The organism is Pseudomonas sp. FH1 (assembly GCF_000510895.2).
GTDB lineage: Bacteria > Pseudomonadota > Gammaproteobacteria > Pseudomonadales > Pseudomonadaceae > Aquipseudomonas > Aquipseudomonas azotoformans_A.
In genome coordinates this window covers 349,994-372,088 of sequence record NZ_AOHM01000058.1, presented here as the reverse complement: position 1 = coordinate 372,088, position 22,095 = coordinate 349,994, and the positions used below count along the sequence as shown (strand labels likewise).

Genomic DNA, 22,095 nt, shown 5'->3' with positions numbered 1-22,095 from the left:
TCCTTGAGCGGGACTTAGATACTGATCGATATAAATGTTGCAGGCGCGCACATCACGTTGTCAACGACTTATGTATCGACTAGTATTTATCTCGCTATCCACCGGAGACCTGACATGGCACAGATGGGCCGCCCCCGCACTTTCGACCGCGAACACGCCGTGGACCAGGCCTTGCACCTGTTCTGGCAACACGGCTACGACGCCACCTCCCTCGCCCAGCTCAAGGCCGGCCTGGGTGGCGGCATCTCCGCACCGAGTTTTTATGCGGCGTTCGGCTCCAAAGAGGCGCTGTTCGACGAGTGCGTGCAGCGTTACCTGGCGACCTACGCCCAAGTCACCGAATGCCTGTGGGACGAAAGCCTCTTACCACGGCAGGCGGTTGAAACAGCGCTGCGCCAGTCGGCGCGCATGCAGTGCGAAGACGGCCACCCCAAGGGCTGCATGGTGGCGCTGGGGGTGATGAGCGCGCCGAGCCCGGAGAACACAAGGGTGGCGGATGGGTTGACCCAGTCGCGGCGACGCACCCGTGCGGGGATTGTGGCGTGTGTGGAGCGGGCGATCCGTCTGGGGCAATTGCCGCAGACGGTCAACCCGGCGGTGATGGCGACGGTGTTTGACAGCTTCCTGCAGGGAGTTTCGATCCTGGCGCGGGACAACGTGCCCCATGTCACTATCGACGCGGCAATCAGCCAACTCCTGCTGACCTGGGATATCGCGGCCTCTACGGCGCCGCCCATTCGTCCCGACACTGCATCAGGAAATCCACAAACGCCCTAACCCGATGCGGCACATAGCGCCCATGGGGATACAACAAGGTAAACGGCCGCGAACGCCCGCCAAACGGTTGCAATACCTCCACCAGGCTACCGTTTGCCAGTTCCTGTTCGACGATGAACTTGTAGGTCTGAAACAACCCCGCGCCATGCTTGGCCAGGGTCACGCCGCCGAGCACATCGTCGGAACAACTGTACCCCGCCTCCCCCGCATACTCTTGCGGCTTGCCATCCACCTGGAACAACCAGGAGATGCGCCGGCCATTGCTCGGCAGTTCGTACTGGATACATTCGTGGGTGGGCAAATCTTCCAGCGTCTGTGGGATGCCGGCGCGCTTCAGGTAAGACGGCGATGCCACTACTACCAGTTCGCCGTCTTCCAACAGGCGGGCAATCAGCGACGAGTCCGGCTGGGCGCGCACACGGATGGCCAGGTCGTACCCTTCGGCGACAAAGTCGATATTGCGGTTGCTGATGTGGATATCCACCGTGACTTGCGGGTACAGCGCGCGAAACCTGGGCAGCAGCGGCAGCAAGCGGTGATGGGCGTAGGTGGTGGGAATGCTGATACGCAGCAAGCCCGACGGCACGGCCTGCGCGCCCATCACTTCCTGTTGCGCCTCCACCAGTTGGGTCAAGGCCTGGCGGCATTGCTCGAAAAAGGTCCGGCCGCTGTCGGTAAGACGGATGCTGCGGGTAGTGCGCACAAACAGGCGTGAACCCAGGCGTTCTTCCAGGCGCGAGATGCTGCGGCTCACGGCCGCCGGGGTGACACCCGCCACCTGCGCGGCGGCGGTGAAGCTGCTGGCTTCGGCGGCGAGGCAGAAGAGTTCGATACTGCCCAGCTGCAAATCTTCGAAATGGCGCTTCATAGGGGTGACACCGGGTATCCGCTCAAGCCTGCAAAACTATAGCAAGCCCGGCAGGTTGGCCAACAGCGCGTCACTCAAGGCATGGGGCTCACCGCCGAACAGGCGCTGCAGTGGCGCGTCTGTTCCCAGGTGCCGGTATAAATCGGCGCGCTCGGTGTAGTCGCCCGCCAACCGCACCGCCGCCTGCACATAGTCTTCATGGGTGCGCGCTACCGTCCAATCGGGCAACCCCACCCGCCGAAACAAGCCCTCATCGATATGCTCGAACACCTCCGGCCCGGTCTTGCACACACCGGGCAGACCCGCCGTGAAGGCATCGATGATGCCGTTGGTATTGCCGAACGGGAACGGGCTCAGGAACAGGTCGCAGCGGTTCAGGGTGGCCATGTAGTCAGCATAGGGCTGGTGCGGGTACACCGTCGCATCGCCCACATAACGCTCGATCAAGCGCACCAGTTGCGGGAACAACAGCCCTTGGGCCTGGCCTACCAGGAAGTGAAAGCGCACGCGTTTGCCGTAGAGGTGCAACGTGCGCACGGCGATCGCCTGGCAGGCGCGCAGGAAGGTGGGGTTGAGTTTCATCGTGGTGGCGGCGATGGCGATGTTGACCCAGGCGTGGTCTTCACGCGTGACTTGCGGCAAGTCGATGGGGATGGCGGACGGCCGATACGGCTGACCATTGGCCGGCAGTTGCAACAGGCGCTCGGTAAAACACGCCGGGTCACCGACAAAATCTTCCTCCACGCTGATCAGGTCGATATGCCGCGACGCCGTGGTCGCCGGATGCCCCAGCGCGGCCACCTGCAACGGCGCAAAACGCAGGTTACTGGCAAACAGCGTGATCTGGAACATGCCGACGCTGGGCATGTAGAACACCTCGGGGCGGCGTGCGCTGGCAAGCGCAGTGAGCTGGCGCAGGCACGCGAACAGGTCATCCGGCTCGCGCAGCTCGATAAATTCATCGAACACCTCGCGACCCAGCGCATCCACATTTGCCGCATACCCCACGGCCACCACCTGGAAATCCCGACGCGCCGCCTGCAGCGTCAGCGAATGGGTGCGGTAGATCGAATGCCCGCCGGAGAACCATTCCAGCAGCACCAGCATCAGCGGCTTGGCGCGCGGCGGCGCCACGGCGACGGGCACGCTGTGGATGCCCAGGCTGGCGAGCTTGCGTTCGATCAAGGTATTGATCGACGCCTTGATGCGATGGCGCTCGGGCAAGTCGGCGTAACTGCAATGCATGTACACGTCATGCAGCACATTGAGCGGCAGTGCATCCAGGCTGTCGAGTTGTTCCAAACGCCCCGGCAACCACGCCAGCAATGCCTCGCGTTTGGAGTGCGCCGCCGGAGTACCGAGAAAGCGCGGCGACAACAATGCCATGAACAGGGCCGCCGCCAACGTCGGGTTCTGCGCCCACAGCAGGTCAACATCCAGCGGTAACTGGGATTCCGGCGAGTACAGCAGGCAGAACTTCACCAGATTCTGCTCGGTGATGCGGTAGTCGCTGCCCTGCGGCCCGAGCAGGTTCAGCGAGCGCAGGATGTGGTCGCCGTTGATAAAGGCACTGGCGGCAAACAACGACGACAGCCAGCGCTGCAAGTTGATCAACTGGCCAAAGCCTCCGGGGCTGAGGCTGAACGTCGGGTCGGAGAACAGCGCCGTAATGGCGCAGGTCAGCCGCGTCAGCACGTGGCTTTCCAGCTCTCCCGGTGTGAGTGCGGGCGACACGCTCAGGGAAAACTGTTCGGACAACTTGCCGTAGTTGCGGTCGATCAATTGCAGCAGGCGCACGAGTTCGCGCGCGCCGCCTTCGTGGTCGCGGCTGTAGCAAAGGAATTCGAAGGCTTCCAGGGAAAAGGGTTGGTCGGTCATAGCGGTTGCACCACGTCGATGCTCACCTCGTCGGTGGCCGTGGGCTTGAGCACCTGGCTCCAGGTTCCGCCGACCATCTGGCCCTGATGATACTGGCGGGTCGGTTCGCTGGTCGCCTCCAGCAAGCCGTTGTGGATCAACCCGCCCCGATTGATCAACACCGCGCCATTACCGGTGGCGGTAATCGACGAGGTGCCGTTGCTCTGGCTGATGTAATTGCCCGCTGGCGCCTCCAGGTCCAGGCGCAGGGTGCCGTCCACCACTTGCAGGGTGTTGGTGCCGTTGTCGAAGCTCAATGCCGCGCCCCCGGCACTGCGCGCGGTGACGGTAAGGTTGCCGCTGCCGCCGGTCATCACGTTGTTGAAGCCCCGCGCATTGGTGGCGTTGAACGACACCCCCGCCCCCACTCCCAGCGCTGTGCCTTGCAGGCGGATATCACCGCTGCCGGACAGGATATTCACCCCATTGCCCGCCCCGGAGGCGCCGCTGCGGATGCTCAGGCCTGGCGCACTCGACGCCGCGCCGGCCGTGCCGCTCAGGGACAAGCTGCCATCCTGCGTTGTCAGGTTGATCACCGAACCGGTGCCCGTGGAATTCACCACCGTGCCGGAGTCGCCTGCGCTGAAGCCGTCGACAGCGAGAGTGCCACCCGCCCCTGCGCTAAGGGTCACCACGCCCGTGGTGGACGCCGCCAGGAACACGCCCTTCCCGGAATCGGCGGTGCCTTGCACCGTCAAGGTGCCGCTGCCTACGCTCAAGGTTTGCGTCGAACTCGTTGCCGTCGAACACACCAGCACGCCGCTGCCCGACACCGCACTGCCGCGCAGGGTGAGGTTGCCGCTGCCGGTGGCGGCGATGGTGTTGCTGGTGCTGAAGATCCGCGTGCCGTTGCCGCTGCCCAGGTTGGTACTGTCGACGCTGATGGAACCGGCACCCGAGGTTAGAATGTTGCTGCCGCCCGTCAGCACAAACGCATCGCCACTGCCGGTGCTGCTGGCCTGCACGGCGGTGATGCTGATGTTACCGCCGCCCGCGTCCAGGGTACTGCGGCTGATGTTGATTGCGGTGGCCGTGGAGCCTGCGGCCAGGCTCGACGAAGTGGCGCCACGCAAGGTGATGTCGCCGCCGCTGGTACTGATGCGCGTGCCGTTGGTCATCGAAATGCCCACGCCATTGCTGACGTTGGTGCTCGCCCAGGACGTCGCCGGATCCACCGCGCCGCTGATGGTCAGGTTACCGCCGTTGGTGCTGATGCTCGCGTTGCTCAACGCCACCGAGCCGTTGCCGCTGTTGTTGAAGTTGGACACCAGCGACACGTTCAGCGTCTTGCCGGTGCCATTGCTGATGCTGGTGTTGGTCATCACGATATTGCGGTGGGCCTGCAACGTCAGGGTGGCGTTGCCGACGCCCTTGACGTTGGACAGCACGTTGATATCCCCCGAAGTGCCGGCGCCCGACGACGTCGTCACGAGGATATTTGCGCCTTCGGACAACGATGCATTAAGGGTCGCCGAACTCAGGTTGGAACTGGCCCCGGCATTCGGCGTGAACGGCGAACTGGTGGAGGTGCCGGTGCTGGCGCCGTTGGTGATATTGATGTTGAACGGGTCGATCAACCAGCTGCCGCCCTGCCCCGACACCGCACTGAGGTCGACAATACCGGCCACATCCAGCGCATGCCCGGAGGTTTCCACCAGCCCGCCACGCCCCTGGCTGCCGGCGCCGCGCACGCTGATGTCGCCGTAGAACCGGGTGCTGTCCTTGGACCACAGGATGACCTTGCCGCCATCACCGCGGCTCAGGGCATTCGCGCTGATGCGCGCATCGCTGCCCATGAAAGTGCTGTCGGCCTGATGCAGGTTGCCACTGCCCTGGTAGTCGCCGCCCATCAACACGGTGCCGCCGCCAATGTCGCCATCGGCATCGATACGGCCGCTGTCGAACAGGCCGACGTATTGCCCAGTCATCGTCACGTTGCCGCCGCGCTCACCGCTCTGTTTACCCGAGACATCCAGCACGCCGCTGTTGACCACCACGCCACTGTCGCCGCCATCGAGGATGATGCGGCCGTTGCGCTGTTGCAGGCTGCGTGCCTCGATCACACCTTCATTGTTCACCACGTTGCTGAGCATGGCCTGTGAGTCGCGGGCGGTCAGGGTCACCGCGCCGCCGTTGGCACTCAGCAGGCCACGATTGATCACGCTGGCGCCGATGGCCGGGTCGTTGACCTCGACATTGATCAGGCCGTCCCCGGTGAAATCCAGGGTGATCTTTTCCCCACCGCCCAGCACCACCGAGCCCAGCCGCGCGACCACCGTGCCTTCGTTGCGCACCTGGGCGCCGAGCAACGCCACGCTGCCGCCGTCCCGCGCACTGATCGTGCCTTGGTTGACCACCGCACCGCCGCCCTGGCCGGCGAACACGTTTTTGCCGGCCATGAAATCGCTGTTGGAAATGTTCAGCGAACTGGCCACCAGCCCACCCACATCCACCATGGAGCCGGCGCCAAACAACACGCCTTGGGGGTTGATCAGGAATACCTGGCCATTGGCATTCAGGTGCCCAAGGATCTGCGAACCGTCGCTGCCGGTCACGCGGTTGAGCGCCACCGACGACGCGCCCGGTTGCAGGAAATTCACCTGGGCGTTCTTGCCGATATTGAAGGTGTCCCAGGTGGAGATCAGGCGGTCGCTGCCCTGGTTCACCGTGAGAACATTGCCGTTGCTGCTGATGACGCCACTGCCGGCAACCACTTGGCCATTGGTGGGCAACGCGTTGTTGTCCAGCGCCAGCGCGGGCATCGGCACCAGGCCGTAGAGGGCGCAGAGCACGGCAAACGTCAGGGGTTTGAGAACATGGGATTGGCGCATGACCGGCTCCTCAGAACGAATAGTTGATGCCAGTGCCAACGGCGCTGATGGTGGTGCCCACGCCGGGCGAATAGCCGGTGGCGGCGGTCACGCCGGTCAAGGCGAAGTTGTAGTTGGCCAGGGACTGGTTCTTCAGCAACACGTACTGGGAGAACAGGTCGATGTTCTTGGTCAGCTTGTAGTTGAAGCCCATCGCGTACTGGGTGGTGCCCATGCCATGGGTGTCGCACTCCACCGGGGTGGCGCGGATCATCTCGCACTTGCCCGCCAGGGCCTTGCCGTAGCTGGCTTTCAAGGTCCAGGCGCCGATCTTGTGGGTCGCGCCCAGCAGGTAGGCGCGGCGACGATAGTGGGACAGGTCGCTGGTGGCCGTACTGTTGTTGATCACGCCATCTTCGGAGTACGACAGGTCATCGGCGATCACCGAGAGCTTGGTCGCACCGAAGTCATAGGCCAGGCCGTAGCGGAAGCTGAAGTCATCCGAAGAAGTACCGTCGGTGACATGGGTGGTGCTGCCCAGGCCACGGGCGTTGCGCCCCAGGTCGGCAATGCCGAAGTAATTGATGTGCCGCTCGGCCGCGACCACCGCCGTGAAGCCGCCGTTGTTGTAGGTCAGGCTGCTGCCGTAGATATAGCCCTTGTCCACATCGCTGGCGGCGCGCATGCCGTTGTTCGAATACGCCAGTTTGAGTTGCAGGCCGTTCCACACCGGCGTCCAGTATTCCACCACGCCAGCCTGGCGCCGGTTGAACGCCGCGTCGCCGTTGACGGCCGTGTCGTTGTAGCTTTGCGGGCCGTTGACGTTGGTCGACAACCCGGCACTGAACCCCGGCGAACCAATGATATTGAAGTACGCCGCGCTGGTCTTGCCGTTGAACGGATCAAGACTGGTGGTGGACTCTTTCATCGGCATGTCCCACACCCCATACAGCAGCGTGCCGTAGTCGGTGTTGTTGAACGCCGCACCGGTGTTACGCAGCTTGGTGCTGGGCGATGCCGAGGTGTTCAGTGTTTTGTCGTTGCTCTCGATGTAGTTCATCGAGATCCCGTATTCGAGCTGCCACAGCAGTTTCCAATCGTCGGTCAAGCCATAGCCGCCGTGCACGCCGATGGCCGAGACGTTGTCGCGGGCCCGCCAGAAACTGGCCATGTTGCGCCCGTTGGGAGTGGCGAGACGGCTCTGGTCGGCGGGCGCGGCCGGGGTTGAGCCATGGCGGTCGACGTACTCCGGGATAATGCCGATATTGCCGTAGATCACGGTATCGGTCTCGGCGACTTCGAAGTCCTCGCCCTTGGAACCGATGTCACTGGCCAACCCGGCAAACGCTTGGGGCGAGCCGGAAATGGAGAACCACAGGCGCTTGGCGGCGCGGTCGTCGCTGGTGGGGTCTTCGCCGGGCGAGAAGGCCAGGCTGGCGTTCATCACCAGGTCGCGGTGGTAGAGGTTCAGGCCCACGCCGTAGCCGTAGCGCGTCAGGGTGTTTTCGCTGTTGTCCCAGGGGTTCTTGTTGACCGTGACCTTGCCTGCGTCCGCAAACAAGGTGCCCTCGGCTATCGCGCCTTTGAAGCGCCCGAGGTATTTGCGCAGCTCCAGGCGGCCGAGGATGCCTTCGTCACCGGCCACTTCACCCACGGGATAGGCGCGCACGCCATTGGGGCCGCCGAGACTGAGTTTTTCCGACGAATCAAGGTTTTTGTCGGCCCACTGACCGGTCAACGAACCAAACAATGAATAGCCGTTGCCCAGGTATTGCAGGCGACTGAAATTGGCATTGGCTTTCTTGTAGCGTCCGGCTGCATTGGCGGTGAGCGCATCCAGCGCGGCGTCGGCGGCGGTGTTTTTATCCAGGTCGCCGATGCCGTAGGCCAGGCTCCAGCTGTTGTTGCCCTGCCAGGCATCACGCCAGTTGCCATACAGCGTGGCACTGCGAAACACCGCAGATTTGTTCACCGTGAAACCGCCCGCCGAGTCCTCGAAACGCCGATGGTCTTCGGCCAGGTTGAGGCTGATGTTGCTGTCCCGCGAGCGCAGCAAGGCGCTGTTGATAAACACCGAAGACACTTCGGCCGTGCCGTCCGCATCCAGGCCCTTGAGGTTCTTGCCGATGTTGTATTCCAGCTCGGCATAGTTGGCGCCCACCGAGATGCCGGTGGCGCCCAGCGGCTGCTGGTAGCCGACGCCCTTGATGTCCAGGCCTTCGAAAGAGTTCTGTGAGGTGACGGTGAAACTGTCGCCAATCCCCAACGCGTCATTAAGGCTGACGCTGGAGGTCAGGCGGTTGGCGCCAGTGTAGTAGTTGCCGTAGTTGTCGATGGCGGCGCGGGCGGTCCAGGCGGTCATTTCGCTGAGCTTGAGCACGATGTCGGCGGCGCCCGGTTGTTGCGACGGACGCAGGATGGCGTGTACCGAAACCCCGGTGATGTCCGACAGGCGCAGCAGCACGCGCTCCAGGTCCTGCTCGCGAATGATGGTGCCCGCCGGCAAGGCATTGACGAACTGCTGCTGCACGCCAGGACGCAGGCGCACATTGGAATCCGGCAAGGTGCTGACCTGGCCAATCACCCCTTCGGAAACCGCCACGACGACCTGGCCGTTTTGAATATCCTGGGCTGGCAGGTAGGCCCGCGCCACCAGGTAACCCCGCGCCCGGTAAAGCACGGTGACCTGCGCCGCGGCCTCGCGCAGTCCTTCAAGACCCAGCGTCTTGCCCACATAGGGTTGCAACGCCGCCTGCACTTGCCCGTCGTTGAGTTCGCGATTGCCCTTCACCACGAAGCGCTTGACCTGCAGTTGCAGGCTTGAGGTGCTGGCTGTGGGCGCGGGTTCATCACCCTGGCTTTCGATGCGTACGCTGCCGGGGGCCGCCGGTTGCACGTTGTCCGTGGGGCGCAGTACCGAGCGGCTGTTATCGAACAAGGTGCCGGACGAAGGCAGCGTATCGGCCTGGGCCTGGGCAGCGATCAGGGCAGCGGCCAGCAGCGACAACGCGCCAGGCCCCCAGGCGCGGGGCGCCCGGGTGGAGGGGAAGTGTGGGCTCATACAGTTCTCTTATTGTTTTTATCGAGACGCAGCGTGGGGCTAGGCTTAGGGAAACAGCATCCGTGCAACGGCTTTATCGCCGAGCAATCGCGCCGCGTTATGGCCGATTCCGGGGAGGGTGTGCTGTGGATGGCGCAACGGAATCTGCCACTGGCGGGACAGGAACTGCTCGTAGCTCACGTAGTTGAGCTGGCGATCCAACCGCGTCGCGCCTTGGTAATTGGCACCGCAGGAACTATCGAGTACGCGGCTGGTGGGGTTGTTGTCCTGGGCGCCGACCAGGTAGGTGATGTCGCGCGCGGCATAGCGGGCAAACAACTGGCGGCTGCTGAGGTGCTGGTTGAGCAGGTACGCGGGGGCGCCGTCGATACCGTAGCGATAGCGGCTGTAGCTGGGGCACATCACGGTCACGACGGGCTTGAACACGCCGTCCTGCAGGCGGCTTTCTTCGAAATACACGTAGCTCGACGGGCTGGCAACGACGTAGCGGATGCTCAAGCCGTGGGCCTTGAGGCCGCCATCCAGATCATTCACCACCGCGTAGCGCTGCATCAATTGCGCGCCCGCCGAGTGGCTGACCATCACGATTTCCTTCAGCGCCGGGTAACGCTGGCGGTCAGACAGGTAGGCGACCACATCGTCCAGTACCTGGAAGGCCGGGATGCCCTTGTGACCGAATTGGGACTCGATGCCGTGCATCCATTTGTCGCGGGGCCACAGCGGCATGTCGTCGCTGACACCGGCGTCGGTGGGGGTGAGGAAGTTCGGCGCCAGCAACAGGGTGTTTTGCAGGTGGGCGTTGCCGAGCAATTTGCGCCCGGTCTTGAAGTACTGGTCACCGTCACGTTGCACGCCATGCACGATCACCACCGCGCGCTCTATTGTGTTGGGCGGGTTGTAGAGATCAGCGTTGGCGTACACCAGGAACGGGTAGGCACTGCCATCGTGGCCCAGGCGCAGGACCTGACGGGCATCGGCCTCGGGTTTGTCGGCGCTTTCGCTATGCACGTCGACCTTGGCGCAACTGGTCAGCGTGCCCATCAAGGCCAAGGTAGCCAGCAATGTGGTGAAGGGTTTGGTGGACAGGCTTATCGACATGGCCGGGCGCTTCTCTTGTTTTTTTACGAGCCTACCAGTGCTGTCCATCTATGAAAAATATCTAAATAACGGGGTTTGGATACTTTAAAAATATGACTCTCATTGGCTCACCGGCACCGGCTCGGCAATGGTCAACAGCACCAGGAAACTGGCAAAGGAGCCGATCGCCATGAACAGGAACACCTGGGACCAGCCATAACTGTCGAGCAGCAGCCCCACCAGAAACGGCGCTGCCGCACCGCCTAACTGCCCACCCATGTTGACGATGGAACTGGCAATCGGAAAGGTCTTCTTGGTGGCCAAGCCCATCGGGTAAACCATGTAGGACGAGTAACCGATGCTGATCAAGGTGCCGGTGAGGAACAGCAGCGCGGCGTACAAGGTCGGGTCATTCGGTGAGTTGATCAGCGCGTACATGGTGCCGACCGTGGCCAGCGCCGAGAGCATCATGCCGGGCTTGCGCCGCTTGCCCAGCACGCGGTCGGACAGGATGCCACCGAGCAGGTTGCCGCAGATCGCCCCCACCCACGGCGCGGCCGAGACAAAGCCCATGTTCATGATCGAGAACTGCTTGACCGTCATCAGGTAGGTGGGGATCCACGACAACAGCACCATGGTGATGCCCACCTGAAAGCTGTAGCTCAGGGCGCAACCAACCACGTTCCAGGACCGAAACAGCCCGCGACTGGTGGCGATAGGCTCCACCGGCTTGACGCGGATAAAGGCGTCCAGGCGCTTGAAGTGCCGTTGCGCGCCTTCGGTTTTCTGGGTGATTACATTGTTGGTTTCATCAGTGATATGCGCCAGTTCGCCGGCATTCACAAAGCGGCTTTGCGCCGGCTGGTTGGCCACCAGGAAGTACCAGGCAATGGACAACACAATGCCCGGCACGGCGAAGATGTAGAAGATCTCGCGCCAGCCCCACATCGCCACGATCGCCACGCACAACGGTGGCACGATCACCGGGCCGAACTTCACCGCGGCCAGGAAGATACCAGTGGCGGTGCCCTTCTCTTTGGCCGGAAACCATTGGTTGATGGTCGACGCGATACCAATCGGCAGCGGGCCTTCGGCAATCCCCAGGGCAAAACGGTAGATTTTCAAGGCCAGCACCGAATTGACCGTGCCCATCAAGGCGGTGAACACCGAGGTGGCAATCATCGAAAACGAGAAGATCTTGCGCACCCCGAAACGGCTGGAGGCAAAACCCGAGGGAATCTGCGCCAGGGCATAGGCCAGCAGGAACACACTGAGCAAGGCGCCGGCTTCGGCGTTGGTCATCGGGTATTCCTCGCGGATAAACGGCAAGGCCACGCCCAGGTTGGCGCGGTCGGCCGAGGCCACGGTGTACACGAGAAAAAACAGCCCTGCGACGATCCAGCGGAAACGCGACGGTTTTTCAGCGGCGGGGACCTGAATACTCATACGGGATACCTGGTTTTATTATTGGAATGTGCCGTGTGTGTCGAATCCGGGGTGCAGGCTCCCGCTGAGGCAGGTTCAGCCGCCTCAGGTCTGGTGTTTCTTGGGGTCCTTGTGAACGTCAGGCAGGAGTCATTGCCCGGTCTCGTGGCGCCGACTCTAACGCATATTGTTTTAGTTTTGTATTTTTTTATCGACGAACGGGCGACTCACTGCGCCGCGCCATGAAGCGCAGGTAGGCCATGCGGATATGGGTTTGCATGGCGCGCTGGGCCAACTCGCCATCGTTCTGCTCGATGGCATAGGTGATGTCCAGGTGCTGCTGCAGGCTGCGTTCCAGGTCGGCCGGGCGGTAGAGGAAAAACGAACGGGTGATCACCGGCATGTCGATCAAGGTGGCGAGCATCGACTTGAGCCGCTGCGAGCGGGCGATCTCCAGCACCTGGGCATGAAACGCACGGTTGGCCTCCTGCACGCGCAGGGTCACGTCCGGCCCTTTGCTGGCGATGGCGTCCGCCATCAGCGCGTTGATACGGTGCAGTTCAGCCAGGTCCTGCGGGGTCGCGCGCTGGGCGGCGAGCAAGGCTGCGTGGGGTTCGAGCAGCTCGCGCAAGCTGAACATTTCTTCCAGGTCCCACTGGGTCCAGCCAGCGACAAACACCCCACGGTTGGCCTCGATCACCGCTAGGCCGTCGTCCACCAGCTTCTTCAGCGACGCGCGCACCGGCGTGCGGCTCAGACCGAACTCCTTGCCCAGCGGCTCTTCCTTGAGCTGCGTACCGGGCTCGTACTGGCCGGCGATGATGCGGTTTCTCAAGGTCTCGTAGATGAGATCGTTGGCCATGTTTGCCTTCTGTGTCGGGGTGGGTCAGGGCTCTGCCCCGGGGTGTCAACAGCGGATTCTGAGGCTTGTCGCACACCAATGACAGTGTACCGTCCGCGCATTTTGTACAAAAATCGTTTGCAATCACCTAAATTGTATTTTAATTGTATTGCCACCTGAATCCGGAGGCGACATGAAAATAACAATCATAGGGCTCGGCGAAGTCGGCCGTTGCTATGCCCAGGCCTTGGCGTCCAATAGCACCGTGAAGTTGCTGCTCTGCGAGCAACGCATCGCACCGGCGGCACAACGGTTGGCGGACGAATTGGGTGTACAGATCCACCTGGGTGTAGGCGACTGGTTGGCCGAATCGGACTGCGTGCTGTCCTGCGTGGTGGGCACCCAGTCCCTGGAAGTGACCCGCGAATGCCTGGCGTACCTCAAGCCCGGCACGCTGTTTGCCGACCTCACCACCGCCGCCCCCGAGCGCAAGCGCCTGGCCGGTGCCGAGGCCGCACAGCAACGGGTCGACTACGTAGATGTGGCGATCATGGGTGCTATTGCCTACCTGCGCGAAAAGACTCCGCTGCTGTGTTCCGGCGCCAAGGCGGATGCCTTTGTCGAACTGTTGCTCAGCGCCGGGGCCACCGCGCGCGCCTTGCCCGCCAGCCAACCCGGCGATGCAATCACGCTGAAAATCCTGCGCAGCGTCTTCACCAAAGGCATGGAAGCACTCGCGGTGGACGTATTGCTGGCGGCCGAACGTCAACAACTGCGCCCTGCCCTCTATGAAGTGCTCAAGGATATCGACCAGGCACCTCTGCCCGCCTTCCTGGAAATGCTTGTGTCCACCCACGTGGTGCACGCCACACGGCGCTTGCATGAAGTCGAGGATGCCCAAAGGCAGTTGGCGCTGCTCGGCATGGCCAGCAGCGTACTCGGCGGCGTGCGCCAGCGCTTCAGCCACAGCAGCGAAGGCCTGGTGCTGGAACCGATCACCGAAGAACAACCGAGCCTTGCCCAAGCATTGGATTGGCTCGGCCGTCACACCCCAACCGCTTGAACAGCCCTTATAAAAACGGAACGCCACCATGCCTGTTACCCAAGACCAACTCGACACCCTCAAACAACTGGGCACCGCCACCATCCACGAAGCCCAGGGCCAGAAAGGCGCCCTGGACAGCGGCCTGCGCCCGGTCGACCCGAGCCTGCGCCTGGCCGGCCCGGCCTTGACCGTAGACTGCCGCCCCGACGACAACCTGGCCATCCACTATGCCCTGACCAAAGCCAAACCCGGCGATGTGCTGGTGGTGGACGCCAAGGGCTTCATGGAGGCCGGCCCCTGGGGCGACCTGCTGACCCTGGCCTCACAGAAGCTCGGGATTGTCGGCCTGGTGATGAACGGCGCCGTGCGCGACGCCAATGCCATCATCGAAATGGGCTTCCCGACCTTTTCCCGCGGCCTGAGCATCAAGGGCACCAACAAATGCCAGCCGGGCAAAGTCAACGTGCCCATTGTGATAGGCGGCGTGAACATCAACCCGGGCGACATCATCGTCGGCGACCGCGATGGGCTGGTGGTGGTGGAACAGGATCGCGTTGAAGAAGTGATCCGATTGAGCCGTAGTCGGGAAGATAAGGAGGATGGGATTCGGGCGGGGCTGGAAGCTGGGAAAAGTACGGTTGACCTGCTGGGGTTGGCGCCGACGCTGGAGAAATTTGGGATGCGCTGATGCAAGCAGGGCAATTTCCCGATCACGTGTAGGATCTGCCTGATTCTCATCAAACGACTGGAGCCCGCGCCACTTTTTCGCTAGATTCCTTCCCAACGCATATGGGCAACCATGTGCCCACCTTCCGAGGCCCGTTGCGAGAAATCGCACGGGCTTTCGTGTTTCCCATGGATGGGGAAATCGAATTTGACTCAATACATTGCTTATCTGGATGAGTTTGGCCACGTGGGCCAATATGTTTCTCGAAAACATCCGATGTACAAAACCAGCCCTGTATTCGGTCTGGGCGGCATGCTGATTCCCGCCCAAGAGGTTCGCGAATTCGCGATCTACTTCTACAAGCTCAAGTGCCAGTTGCTCGCCTGGGATCTCAAACACAAAAACCCACAACATTTACCGGCCTACCATTGGGAAAAGAAGGGCTCTGCGCTGTTTACTGTGGACAATGTAAGCAAATATAGAGAGCTGAGAAGGTCTTCATTTCGCCTCCTGAGTCATATCCGCAAAATTGGCGGACACATTTTTTACACCGGTGAGCACAAGCCTACCGAACCCAGCGAACACAACTCGACCGAGACATTCAAGCGAGCGCTGCTCCAGTCCATCCGAAAAATCGATCGCTTTTGCACGTTAAACAATGCCTCGTTCATCGTCCTGCTGGATGAGCAGAAAGCCGGAAATGAATGGCGCGAACGAAACGTTGAAGCTTGTACCTTGGCGATGTTTGAAGACCCGTCGGAAAAATGCCGCACACTCATAGAGCCGCCACTTCAAGGTGAGAGCTATCTATTTCAAACCTTGCAATGCGCTGACTGGCTGTGTGGATTGATTGGCCGACTGACGACTTTTACCGTCGCGCCCGACGAGTTCGAAGACTGGCAGCTCTTCGACATGTATTTCGCCGCGCGCATCGCAGACGTAGCCCTGCCCGGCAGCGGTCTGGAACAAAAGAAATGGGTTAAACTTTCCGAGCGGCTCCCTCAGCTGTCAGCAAATGACTGTTAATCATTGGGCGCCCTAACGGCGCCTACCCCAGGTTTCACACAGTGTTGCGACCATCTGAAGACAGACCGATGCAACGTCGCGCAAGAATTGTGGTGGGGTCCACCAAGGCAACGCGATAGTTGCCGACCCCGAACGACTCACTGTGCGCCAACACCAACGGCAACTCCGTACACCCCAAAATCAACACCCTCGCCCCCTGCTCACACAAATGCTCTGCCGCCAGCAGCAATTGCTCGCGGCAGACGCCCTCGGTAAATCCAGCCTTGATACCCCGCTCGCCATAAATCGCTTCCATCACCAGCGCCTGGTAATCGAAACCGGGGGTGATGAGTTGCAACCCCGAACGCCGCGCCGCCTGGTGGTAGACCTGGCTTTGCAGGGTGCCGGAGGTCGCCAGCAGGCCAACCGCCTGGCCACTGCCGTAGGTGCTTACGATCCACTCCACCGTTTCGCTGAGCATGTTGACGATGGGCACGCGCAAGTGCGCCTGGATGCGTTCGACAAACGCATGGGCGGTGTTGCACGGGATCGCGATGGCTTGGGCGCCAGCACTTTCCAGGCGTTTGCAGGTGGCGTACAGCGCCAAGGTGGGGTCGGTTTCGTCGCGCAACAGGTTGGCGGTGCGGTCAGGGATTTGCGGATTCTGCTCCACCACCATCTTGATATGGTCCTGGTCCTTGCCCGCCGGTGTGTGGGCGACCACCTTGCCCATGAAGTCCACGGTGGCCGCAGGGCCGACGCCACCGACGATGCCCAGTTTGAACGGCGGCTGGCGTGTCGGGCCGTCGGCCTGGGTGGCGAACTCGGCATAGATCTGGTTGATGTCGAGCACACTGATGCCGCGCCGCTGCAGGTCGCCGCACACCAGCGACAGCTCGGTCATGCCCGGCACGATCACCGTGGCGCCCTGCCCTTGCAATGACAGGCACGCCTGGTACACCGACTCCAGCGGCACACCGTCGAGGTGGCCGTCCTTGATGCCATTGACGCCATACATTGCCTCCATCAACGCGACCTGGGCGTGGTCCTCCGGATACACCAGGTTGAAGTGCTGGCCGAGGTGTTTTTCAAACAAACCAGCGTGGCGCACGAAGTCCGATGCAATCACGCCCAGGGTGGCACCCGGTGCGACACTGCGCAGGATGTGCCGGACGAGTGCCTGCATCATGTCCAGCACGGGAATCCCCAACTCCTGCTGAATTTCCTCGCGGAAAGTCTGGCTGGCGAAACACGGCAGCAGTACCGCATCCACGCCACTGTCTTCAAAGGTCTTGCACACCTGGAACACATAGAATTTGCGCGCGGTCATGCTCGCGTGGCGGTCCAAAGGCAACAACACATCCTTGAAGGGGTGCTGCTCGAACAGGAAGTGATAGCGGCCCTGGTCCTCCAGCACGACTCTGGATTTGACCAGTTTGTAGAACAGATCGCCGCCCGCCAGCGAGCCGAGCCCGCCGACGATGCCCAATCGAGAAGTGGTGGTCATGTGCGCACCCTTTGCGGCAGCTCAACAGGCTCTTCCTCAGTCTCGGATTTCGCCACCACCGCCGTGGCGATGCTGTTGCCGACCACGTTGGTGGCGGTGCGCGCCATGTCGAGGAACTGGTCGATGCCAATGATCAGCAGCAGCCCGGCTTCAGGCAGGTTGAACATCGGCAAGGTCGCCGCTACCACCACCACCGAGGCCCGCGCCACGCCGGCCATGCCTTTGCTGGTGATCATCAGCGTCAGAAGAATCAGCAGTTGCTGGGTGAAACTCAAGTCGATGTTGTAGGCCTGGGCGATAAACATGATCGCGAACGCCTGGTACATCATCGAGCCGTCAAGGTTGAAGGAGTAGCCCAGCGGCAACACGAAACTGGAGACGCGCTTGGGCGCGCCGAATTTCTCCAGGGCCTCCATGGTTTTCGGGTAGGCCGACTCGCTGCTGGCCGTGGAGAATGCCAGCAGGATCGGCTCGCGGATCAGCTTGCCGAGGGTGAACACCGAACGCCCAAGAAACAGGTAGCCAGCGGCGAACAGCAACACCCAGAGCAACGCAATCCCCAGATAAAACTCGGCGATGAGCTTGGCGTAATCCGCCAGCAGGCCCAGGCCGTTGGTGGTGATTGCCGAGGCAATGGCGGCAAACACACCGATTGGCGCGAAGGCCATGACGTAATCGGTGATCTTGAACATCACCTTGGCCAGTTCGTCGACGGTGTCGGTGATGCGCGTGTAACCGGCACGCTTGACGCCCGCCAGCGCGAAGCCGAAGAACAGCGAAAACACCACGATCTGCAGGATCTCGTTGTTGGCCATCGCCTCGGCAATACTGCGCGGGAACACGTGACTGATAAAGGTCTTGAGACTGAAGTCCCCGGTGTTGACCGGCACCGCCGCCGTGGCGTGTTGCACCACCTGCATGTTCAACCCGGCACCCGGCTGGAACAGGTTGACCAGCGCCATGCCGAGCATCAGCGAGACCAGCGACGCCGTGACAAACCACAGCATCGCCCGCACCCCAATACGCCCCACCGAACGCGAACTGCCCATGCTCGCGATGCCGCCCACCAAGGTGGCGAACACCAGCGGCGCAATGATCATCTTGATCATGCGCAGGAAGATGTCGGTCACCATCGAAAAGTACCCGGCCAGCGCCTTGGCGGCCTGCTCGCTGCCGGCATAGTGGTGACACGCCCAACCCACCAGCACGCCCAGGGCGATGCCGACTGCAATGCGACGGGGGAGTTTGTTCTTGTTCACAGGTACGGCCCTCGGATGGCTTTTGTTGTATGCCGGGGATTCTAGGGACAGCCCCCGACCACCATGATGAGTAATCCGGCTAACCCCATGCGCTTTTGGAATAGTTTGCAAAAAGCCCAGCCCCGCCTGGGCGCTGCGGCATACACTCAGGGCTCATCGCCTGGAGAGCCAGCATGCAGATCAAATGGTTGGACGACCTCTTGGCCATCGCCGAGTGGAAGAACTTTTCCCGCGCCGCCGAAGTGCGCTGCGTGACGCAATCGGCCTTGTCGCGGCGTATTCGCTCACTGGAAGAATGGGTGGGTGTCGAACTGGTCGACCGTGGCACCTATCCGGTGCAACTTACCGCTGCGGGCGTCGCCTTCTGCAGCGAAAGCCGCGACGCCCTCGCCGGCCTGATGCGCCTGCGCGCCAGCCTGCGCGAAGTGGAACGCATGCCGGGGCGCTCGATCCAGGTGACCGCCGGCCACAGCCTGTCGATGACCTTCCTGCCCAAGTGGCTGGCGCAGTTCCAGCGGCACACTGAGCAATTCAATGCACGGGTGGTGGCGGCGAATATTCATGATGCGGTGATTGCGCTGGAAGAGGGCAGCTGCGACCTGATGATCGTCTACCATCATCCGCTGGCGCCGATCCTGCTGGACGCGGAACGCTTCGGCAGCCTGGCCTTGGGGCATGACGCATTCATCCCGCTGTGCGCCCCGGACAAGCGTGGTCGGCCGCTGTATCGCCTGCCGGGCCACACAGGCAAACCCGTCCCGCATCTGGCCTACACCGCCACCACGTTCCTGGGGCGAGTGGCGGAAATCGTAATCAAGAACGGCCCTGCGCCCGCTGTGCTGGAGCGCTGCTACGAAGCCGACATGGCCATGCTGCTGATGCGCATGGCCATCGAGGGCTATGGGGTGGCGTGGCTGCCCCAGAGCGCGGTGGTGGATGAGTTGGAACGTGGGCTGCTGGTGCGTGCTGGGGGAGAGGAATGGAGTACACGGTTGGAGATTCGCTCGTATTGCGCGGTTGAAAACCAGAACCCGACGATGAGGAAGTTGTGGAGGACGCTGGAAGGTTGGCGCGCAGGAGCGCCCGACACTTGATACGCCCCCATCTTTGAGACGATCAGACAAAAACCTGAGCCTTACGCAACAAGGCTCCCCCCGGCAAAACCGCACACTTCTCCCAAGTTCTCACACACCGTGGAATGACTGGAGAAGTCCTCATGTTGCATTCATTCAACGCCGGCCTGCGTGCGGTCGGCAAGCTCGACACCCTCGGCACCCACCTGATGCGCCTGGCGATTGGCATCGTCTTCCTGTGGATCGGCGCGTTGAAGTTCGCCCCCTACGAAGCCGACAGCATTACTCCTTTTGTCGCCAACAGCCCATTCCTGTCGTTCTTCTACCAGCAGCCGCAGGACTATAAGACACACCTGACTCACGAAGGTGAGCTGGACCAGGACAAACGTGCCTGGCAAACGGCCAACCACACTTACGCCTTCTCTTACGGGCTGGGCACGGTGGAAATCCTGATCGGCCTGCTGGTGCTCTCCAACCCGCTCTCGCGCAAGACCGGCCTGCTCGGCGGCGCCCTCGCCTTTGCCACGCCGCTGGTGACCTTGAGTTTTCTGATCACCACCCCTGAAGCGTGGGTAAGTGCGGCGGGCGATGCCCAGCACGGGTTCCCCTACCTCTCTGGCGGCGGCCGGCTGGTGCTCAAGGATGTGCTGATGCTCGCCGGCGCCCTGCCCATCATGGCCGATTCCGCTCGGCGCTTACTGCAAGAACATTCCCTTTGAATCCTGGAGTCTCCTCATGAAAATGTTAGCCGCGCTTTCCCTTGCTTTCGTATTCAGCAACGCCTTCGCCGCACCTGCCGTCGAAAGCGCCCAGACCGGCGTACCGCTGGATGTGGCCAAAACCATCAGCGTCACCGACACCAGTCAGGCCTGCGGCGTGGTTCCCGTGGAGTGGATCTACGATGACTCGCAGGGTGTACGGCATATTGCGAGCTATCTGGTGATGGGGAGCGGATGTACAAACTGAAGGAATCAGGGAAATCCTAGAGGCCTGCATCATTGCAGGCTTTCTACATTTCCAGATTGACATATCGGTAAATCTCGATATCCTCACGCCATGGACCTACTCGAAATATTCAAAGCCCTCTCAAACCGGACTCGACTTGAAATCCTGAAAGGTTTGAAGGACCCCGAAAAGAACTTCCCTGCCCAAGATGAAGGGGACGTTCATACGGTGGGCGTTTGCGTCAGCAGTATTCAGGAAGGCGTCGGGCTGTCGCAGTCGACCGTGTCCGATTACCTGGCAACGCTGCATCGAGCCGGCCTGATCGAAACCCGGCGCATCGGCCAATGGACCTACTACAAACGAAACGAAGCAACCATCAGTGCGCTTGCCGAGATCATTGGCAAGGAGCTGTAATTTTTTAACCCAGGATATCGATAATTCCCGATATCCCTTTTTACCGAAACGAGGTAATGCAATGAAAGCGATGAGGCTTAAATCATTTGGCGGCCCGGATTCGTTCGAACTCTGCGAGGTGCCCACGCCGGTGCCGCACACGGGACAGGTCCTGGTGCGGGTACACGCCACTTCCATCAACCCGCTGGATTATCAGGTACGACGCGGCGACTACTCCGACCTGGTGCCCCTCCCCGCCATCACCGGCCATGACGTCTCCGGCGTTGTCGAGGCCGTCGGGCCCGGCGTGACGAACTTCGTGCCAGGCGACGAAGTCTGGTACACCCCGCAGATATTCGACGGCCCCGGCAGTTATGCCGAATACCACGTGGCGGCCGAAAACATTGTCGGGAAAAAACCGCCCACGCTTAGCCACCTGGAAGCGGCCAGCCTGAGCCTTGTAGGCGGAACGGCATGGGAAGCGCTGACCGTGCGCGCAGCGCTTCGGGTGGGAGAAAGCATTCTGATCCACGGCGGTGCGGGCGGTGTGGGCCACGTCGCGATCCAGCTGGCAAAAGCCATCGGTGCCAGGGTGTTCACCACCGTGCGTGAAGCCAACGCTGAGTTCGCACGAAGTCTGGGCGCCGACGTGATCATCGACTACGAAAAGGAAGACTACGTCGACGTGATCATGCGGGAAACAGAGGGGCGCGGCGTCGATGTGATATTCGATACCCTCGGCGGCAACACGCTGTCGCGCAGCCCTGACGCACTGGCGCAACTGGGCCGCGTGGTGTCGATCGTCGACATTGCCCAGCCACAGAACCTGGTGCAGGCCTGGGGCAAGAATGCGAGTTATCACTTCGTGTTCACCCGGCAAAACCGCGGCAAACTCGACGAGTTGAGCACATTGGTAGCACGGGGTCAGTTGCGTCCACACGTCGGCGCCGTCTATGCACTGGCTGACATCGCACTCGCCCATGCCCGGTTGGAGAGCCCCAACAACGGCCTCCAAGGCAAAATCGCGATCGCCATCGAGCCCACCGCAGGAGCCAAGCCATGATCTACGAGATCGCCTTGCTCCCCGTTCACAAAGAACAGGTTGAAACGTTCAGACAGGCGTTTGCCGAGGTCGCGCCTCTGCTCACCCGCGCAAAGGGCTACCTGGGCCACATGCTCGCCCAAGGGATCGAAACACCTGAGCGCTTCAACCTGATCGTGCGCTGGGCGTCGCTCGAAGACCATACGCCAGGATTCGAAGCCAGTGACGATCACCAGGCATTCATGCAGGGCCTGGAGGCATACTTTTCTGCAGAACCGCAGGTCTACCACATTGAGGGCACGGCCTTCGCCTGAATAAGCCAACAGTAAAAAAAGCCTGCCGCACGGCAGGCTTTTCTTTATCCGCTGTCTCGTCATGAGTAG

The 22,095-nt window shown here is 61.6% G+C and carries 19 protein-coding genes; 10 read left to right on the top strand and 9 right to left on the bottom strand.

From position 1 onward, the window contains the following. The first annotated feature begins 114 nt into the window (after positions 1-114). Positions 115-777 carry a TetR/AcrR family transcriptional regulator gene (locus H096_RS19565; protein ID WP_033900994.1) on the top strand — a complete coding sequence of 221 codons (663 nt, stop codon included), beginning with the start codon at positions 115-117 and terminating at the stop codon, positions 775-777. Here the strand turns inward: H096_RS19565 and H096_RS19560 are convergent. The 7 genes from H096_RS19560 to H096_RS19530 form a co-directional block, all read right to left on the bottom strand. Further along, a complete protein-coding gene (locus H096_RS19560) occupies positions 722-1,645 on the bottom strand; it encodes a LysR family transcriptional regulator (RefSeq protein WP_016976427.1) in 924 nt (307 codons plus the stop codon). The two genes, H096_RS19565 and H096_RS19560, sit on opposite strands and share 56 nt — an antisense overlap. Before the next feature lie 36 nt (positions 1,646-1,681). Further along, positions 1,682-3,523, bottom strand: a complete 1,842-nt coding sequence (locus H096_RS19555; RefSeq protein ID WP_033900992.1) for a peptide transporter — start codon at positions 3,521-3,523, stop codon at positions 1,682-1,684. Beyond that, a complete protein-coding gene (locus H096_RS19550) occupies positions 3,520-6,393 on the bottom strand; it encodes a filamentous hemagglutinin N-terminal domain-containing protein (RefSeq protein ID WP_033900990.1) in 2,874 nt (957 codons plus the stop codon). Before H096_RS19550 ends, H096_RS19555 begins: the two co-directional genes overlap by 4 nt. Before the next feature lie 10 nt (positions 6,394-6,403). Beyond that, the gene (locus H096_RS19545; protein ID WP_033900989.1) at positions 6,404-9,433 is read right to left on the bottom strand and encodes a porin; all 3,030 of its coding nucleotides are present in this window, start codon (positions 9,431-9,433) and stop codon (positions 6,404-6,406) included. A gap of 45 nt (positions 9,434-9,478) precedes the next feature. Continuing rightward, positions 9,479-10,531: a hypothetical protein gene (locus H096_RS19540; protein ID WP_033900987.1), complete on the bottom strand. Its 1,053-nt coding sequence runs from the start codon at positions 10,529-10,531 to the stop codon at positions 9,479-9,481. Between the two features lie 99 nt (positions 10,532-10,630). Beyond that, the gene (locus H096_RS19535) at positions 10,631-11,956 is read right to left on the bottom strand and encodes an MFS transporter (RefSeq protein WP_033900984.1); all 1,326 of its coding nucleotides are present in this window, start codon (positions 11,954-11,956) and stop codon (positions 10,631-10,633) included. A gap of 187 nt (positions 11,957-12,143) precedes the next feature. After that, positions 12,144-12,797, bottom strand: coding sequence for a GntR family transcriptional regulator (locus tag H096_RS19530; RefSeq protein WP_033900982.1), 654 nt, complete (start codon positions 12,795-12,797; stop codon positions 12,144-12,146). A 172-nt stretch (positions 12,798-12,969) separates the two neighbouring features. On the opposite strand from H096_RS19530, the gene H096_RS19525 reads away from it, so the two are divergent. The 3 genes from H096_RS19525 (at position 12,970) to H096_RS19515 (ending at position 15,514) form a co-directional block, all read left to right on the top strand. Then, complete coding sequence (locus H096_RS19525; protein ID WP_033900981.1) at positions 12,970-13,839, top strand: NAD(P)-binding domain-containing protein; 870 nt, start codon at positions 12,970-12,972, stop codon at positions 13,837-13,839. A 28-nt stretch (positions 13,840-13,867) separates the two neighbouring features. Continuing rightward, positions 13,868-14,509, top strand: a complete 642-nt coding sequence (locus H096_RS19520) for a 4-carboxy-4-hydroxy-2-oxoadipate aldolase/oxaloacetate decarboxylase (protein ID WP_016976423.1) — start codon at positions 13,868-13,870, stop codon at positions 14,507-14,509. Positions 14,510-14,695: 186 nt separating this feature from the next. Then, a complete protein-coding gene (locus H096_RS19515; RefSeq protein ID WP_241495517.1) occupies positions 14,696-15,514 on the top strand; it encodes a DUF3800 domain-containing protein in 819 nt (272 codons plus the stop codon). A gap of 34 nt (positions 15,515-15,548) precedes the next feature. On the opposite strand, the gene H096_RS19510 is transcribed toward H096_RS19515, so the two are convergent. Together H096_RS19510 and H096_RS19505 are read right to left on the bottom strand one after the other, a co-directional pair. Continuing rightward, a complete protein-coding gene (locus H096_RS19510) occupies positions 15,549-17,000 on the bottom strand; it encodes an aspartate/glutamate racemase family protein (RefSeq protein ID WP_033900979.1) in 1,452 nt (483 codons plus the stop codon). Further along, entirely contained in the window at positions 16,997-18,259 is a 1,263-nt protein-coding gene (locus tag H096_RS19505) for a dicarboxylate/amino acid:cation symporter (RefSeq protein WP_033900977.1), read from the bottom strand. The genes H096_RS19510 and H096_RS19505 overlap by 4 nt, the downstream gene beginning before the upstream one ends. A 173-nt stretch (positions 18,260-18,432) precedes the next feature. On the opposite strand from H096_RS19505, the gene H096_RS19500 reads away from it, so the two are divergent. The 6 genes from H096_RS19500 (at position 18,433) to H096_RS19475 (ending at position 22,026) form a co-directional block, all read left to right on the top strand. Continuing rightward, positions 18,433-19,353, top strand: coding sequence for a LysR substrate-binding domain-containing protein (locus H096_RS19500; protein WP_033900976.1), 921 nt, complete (start codon positions 18,433-18,435; stop codon positions 19,351-19,353). 122 nt (positions 19,354-19,475) lie between these two features. After that, positions 19,476-20,051, top strand: a complete 576-nt coding sequence (gene rclC / locus H096_RS19495; protein ID WP_033900974.1) for a reactive chlorine resistance membrane protein RclC — start codon at positions 19,476-19,478, stop codon at positions 20,049-20,051. A 16-nt stretch (positions 20,052-20,067) separates the two neighbouring features. Then, entirely contained in the window at positions 20,068-20,298 is a 231-nt protein-coding gene (locus H096_RS19490) for a DUF2790 domain-containing protein (RefSeq protein WP_033900972.1), read from the top strand. A 90-nt stretch (positions 20,299-20,388) separates the two neighbouring features. After that, positions 20,389-20,691 carry a metalloregulator ArsR/SmtB family transcription factor gene (locus tag H096_RS19485; protein ID WP_033900970.1) on the top strand — a complete coding sequence of 101 codons (303 nt, stop codon included), beginning with the start codon at positions 20,389-20,391 and terminating at the stop codon, positions 20,689-20,691. Between the two features lie 61 nt (positions 20,692-20,752). After that, positions 20,753-21,733: a zinc-dependent alcohol dehydrogenase family protein gene (locus H096_RS19480; protein ID WP_033900968.1), complete on the top strand. Its 981-nt coding sequence runs from the start codon at positions 20,753-20,755 to the stop codon at positions 21,731-21,733. Then, the gene (locus H096_RS19475; RefSeq protein WP_033900966.1) at positions 21,730-22,026 is read left to right on the top strand and encodes an antibiotic biosynthesis monooxygenase; all 297 of its coding nucleotides are present in this window, start codon (positions 21,730-21,732) and stop codon (positions 22,024-22,026) included. The genes H096_RS19480 and H096_RS19475 overlap by 4 nt, the downstream gene beginning before the upstream one ends. The last annotated feature ends 69 nt before the right edge of the window (positions 22,027-22,095 follow it).

Coding starts and splice junctions, on each gene's coding strand:
- H096_RS19565 (WP_033900994.1), top strand. CDS start 115: ATGGCACAGATGGGCCGCCCCCGCACTTTCGACCGCGAACACGCCGTG.
- H096_RS19560 (WP_016976427.1), bottom strand. CDS start 1,645: ATGAAGCGCCATTTCGAAGATTTGCAGCTGGGCAGTATCGAACTCTTC.
- H096_RS19555 (WP_033900992.1), bottom strand. CDS start 3,523: ATGACCGACCAACCCTTTTCCCTGGAAGCCTTCGAATTCCTTTGCTAC.
- H096_RS19550 (WP_033900990.1), bottom strand. CDS start 6,393: ATGCGCCAATCCCATGTTCTCAAACCCCTGACGTTTGCCGTGCTCTGC.
- H096_RS19545 (WP_033900989.1), bottom strand. CDS start 9,433: ATGAGCCCACACTTCCCCTCCACCCGGGCGCCCCGCGCCTGGGGGCCT.
- H096_RS19540 (WP_033900987.1), bottom strand. CDS start 10,531: ATGTCGATAAGCCTGTCCACCAAACCCTTCACCACATTGCTGGCTACC.
- H096_RS19535 (WP_033900984.1), bottom strand. CDS start 11,956: ATGAGTATTCAGGTCCCCGCCGCTGAAAAACCGTCGCGTTTCCGCTGG.
- H096_RS19530 (WP_033900982.1), bottom strand. CDS start 12,797: ATGGCCAACGATCTCATCTACGAGACCTTGAGAAACCGCATCATCGCC.
- H096_RS19525 (WP_033900981.1), top strand. CDS start 12,970: ATGAAAATAACAATCATAGGGCTCGGCGAAGTCGGCCGTTGCTATGCC.
- H096_RS19520 (WP_016976423.1), top strand. CDS start 13,868: ATGCCTGTTACCCAAGACCAACTCGACACCCTCAAACAACTGGGCACC.
- H096_RS19510 (WP_033900979.1), bottom strand. CDS start 17,000: ATGACCACCACTTCTCGATTGGGCATCGTCGGCGGGCTCGGCTCGCTG.
- H096_RS19500 (WP_033900976.1), top strand. CDS start 18,433: ATGCAGATCAAATGGTTGGACGACCTCTTGGCCATCGCCGAGTGGAAG.
- rclC (WP_033900974.1), top strand. CDS start 19,476: ATGTTGCATTCATTCAACGCCGGCCTGCGTGCGGTCGGCAAGCTCGAC.
- H096_RS19490 (WP_033900972.1), top strand. CDS start 20,068: ATGAAAATGTTAGCCGCGCTTTCCCTTGCTTTCGTATTCAGCAACGCC.
- H096_RS19485 (WP_033900970.1), top strand. CDS start 20,389: ATGGACCTACTCGAAATATTCAAAGCCCTCTCAAACCGGACTCGACTT.
- H096_RS19480 (WP_033900968.1), top strand. CDS start 20,753: ATGAAAGCGATGAGGCTTAAATCATTTGGCGGCCCGGATTCGTTCGAA.
- H096_RS19475 (WP_033900966.1), top strand. CDS start 21,730: ATGATCTACGAGATCGCCTTGCTCCCCGTTCACAAAGAACAGGTTGAA.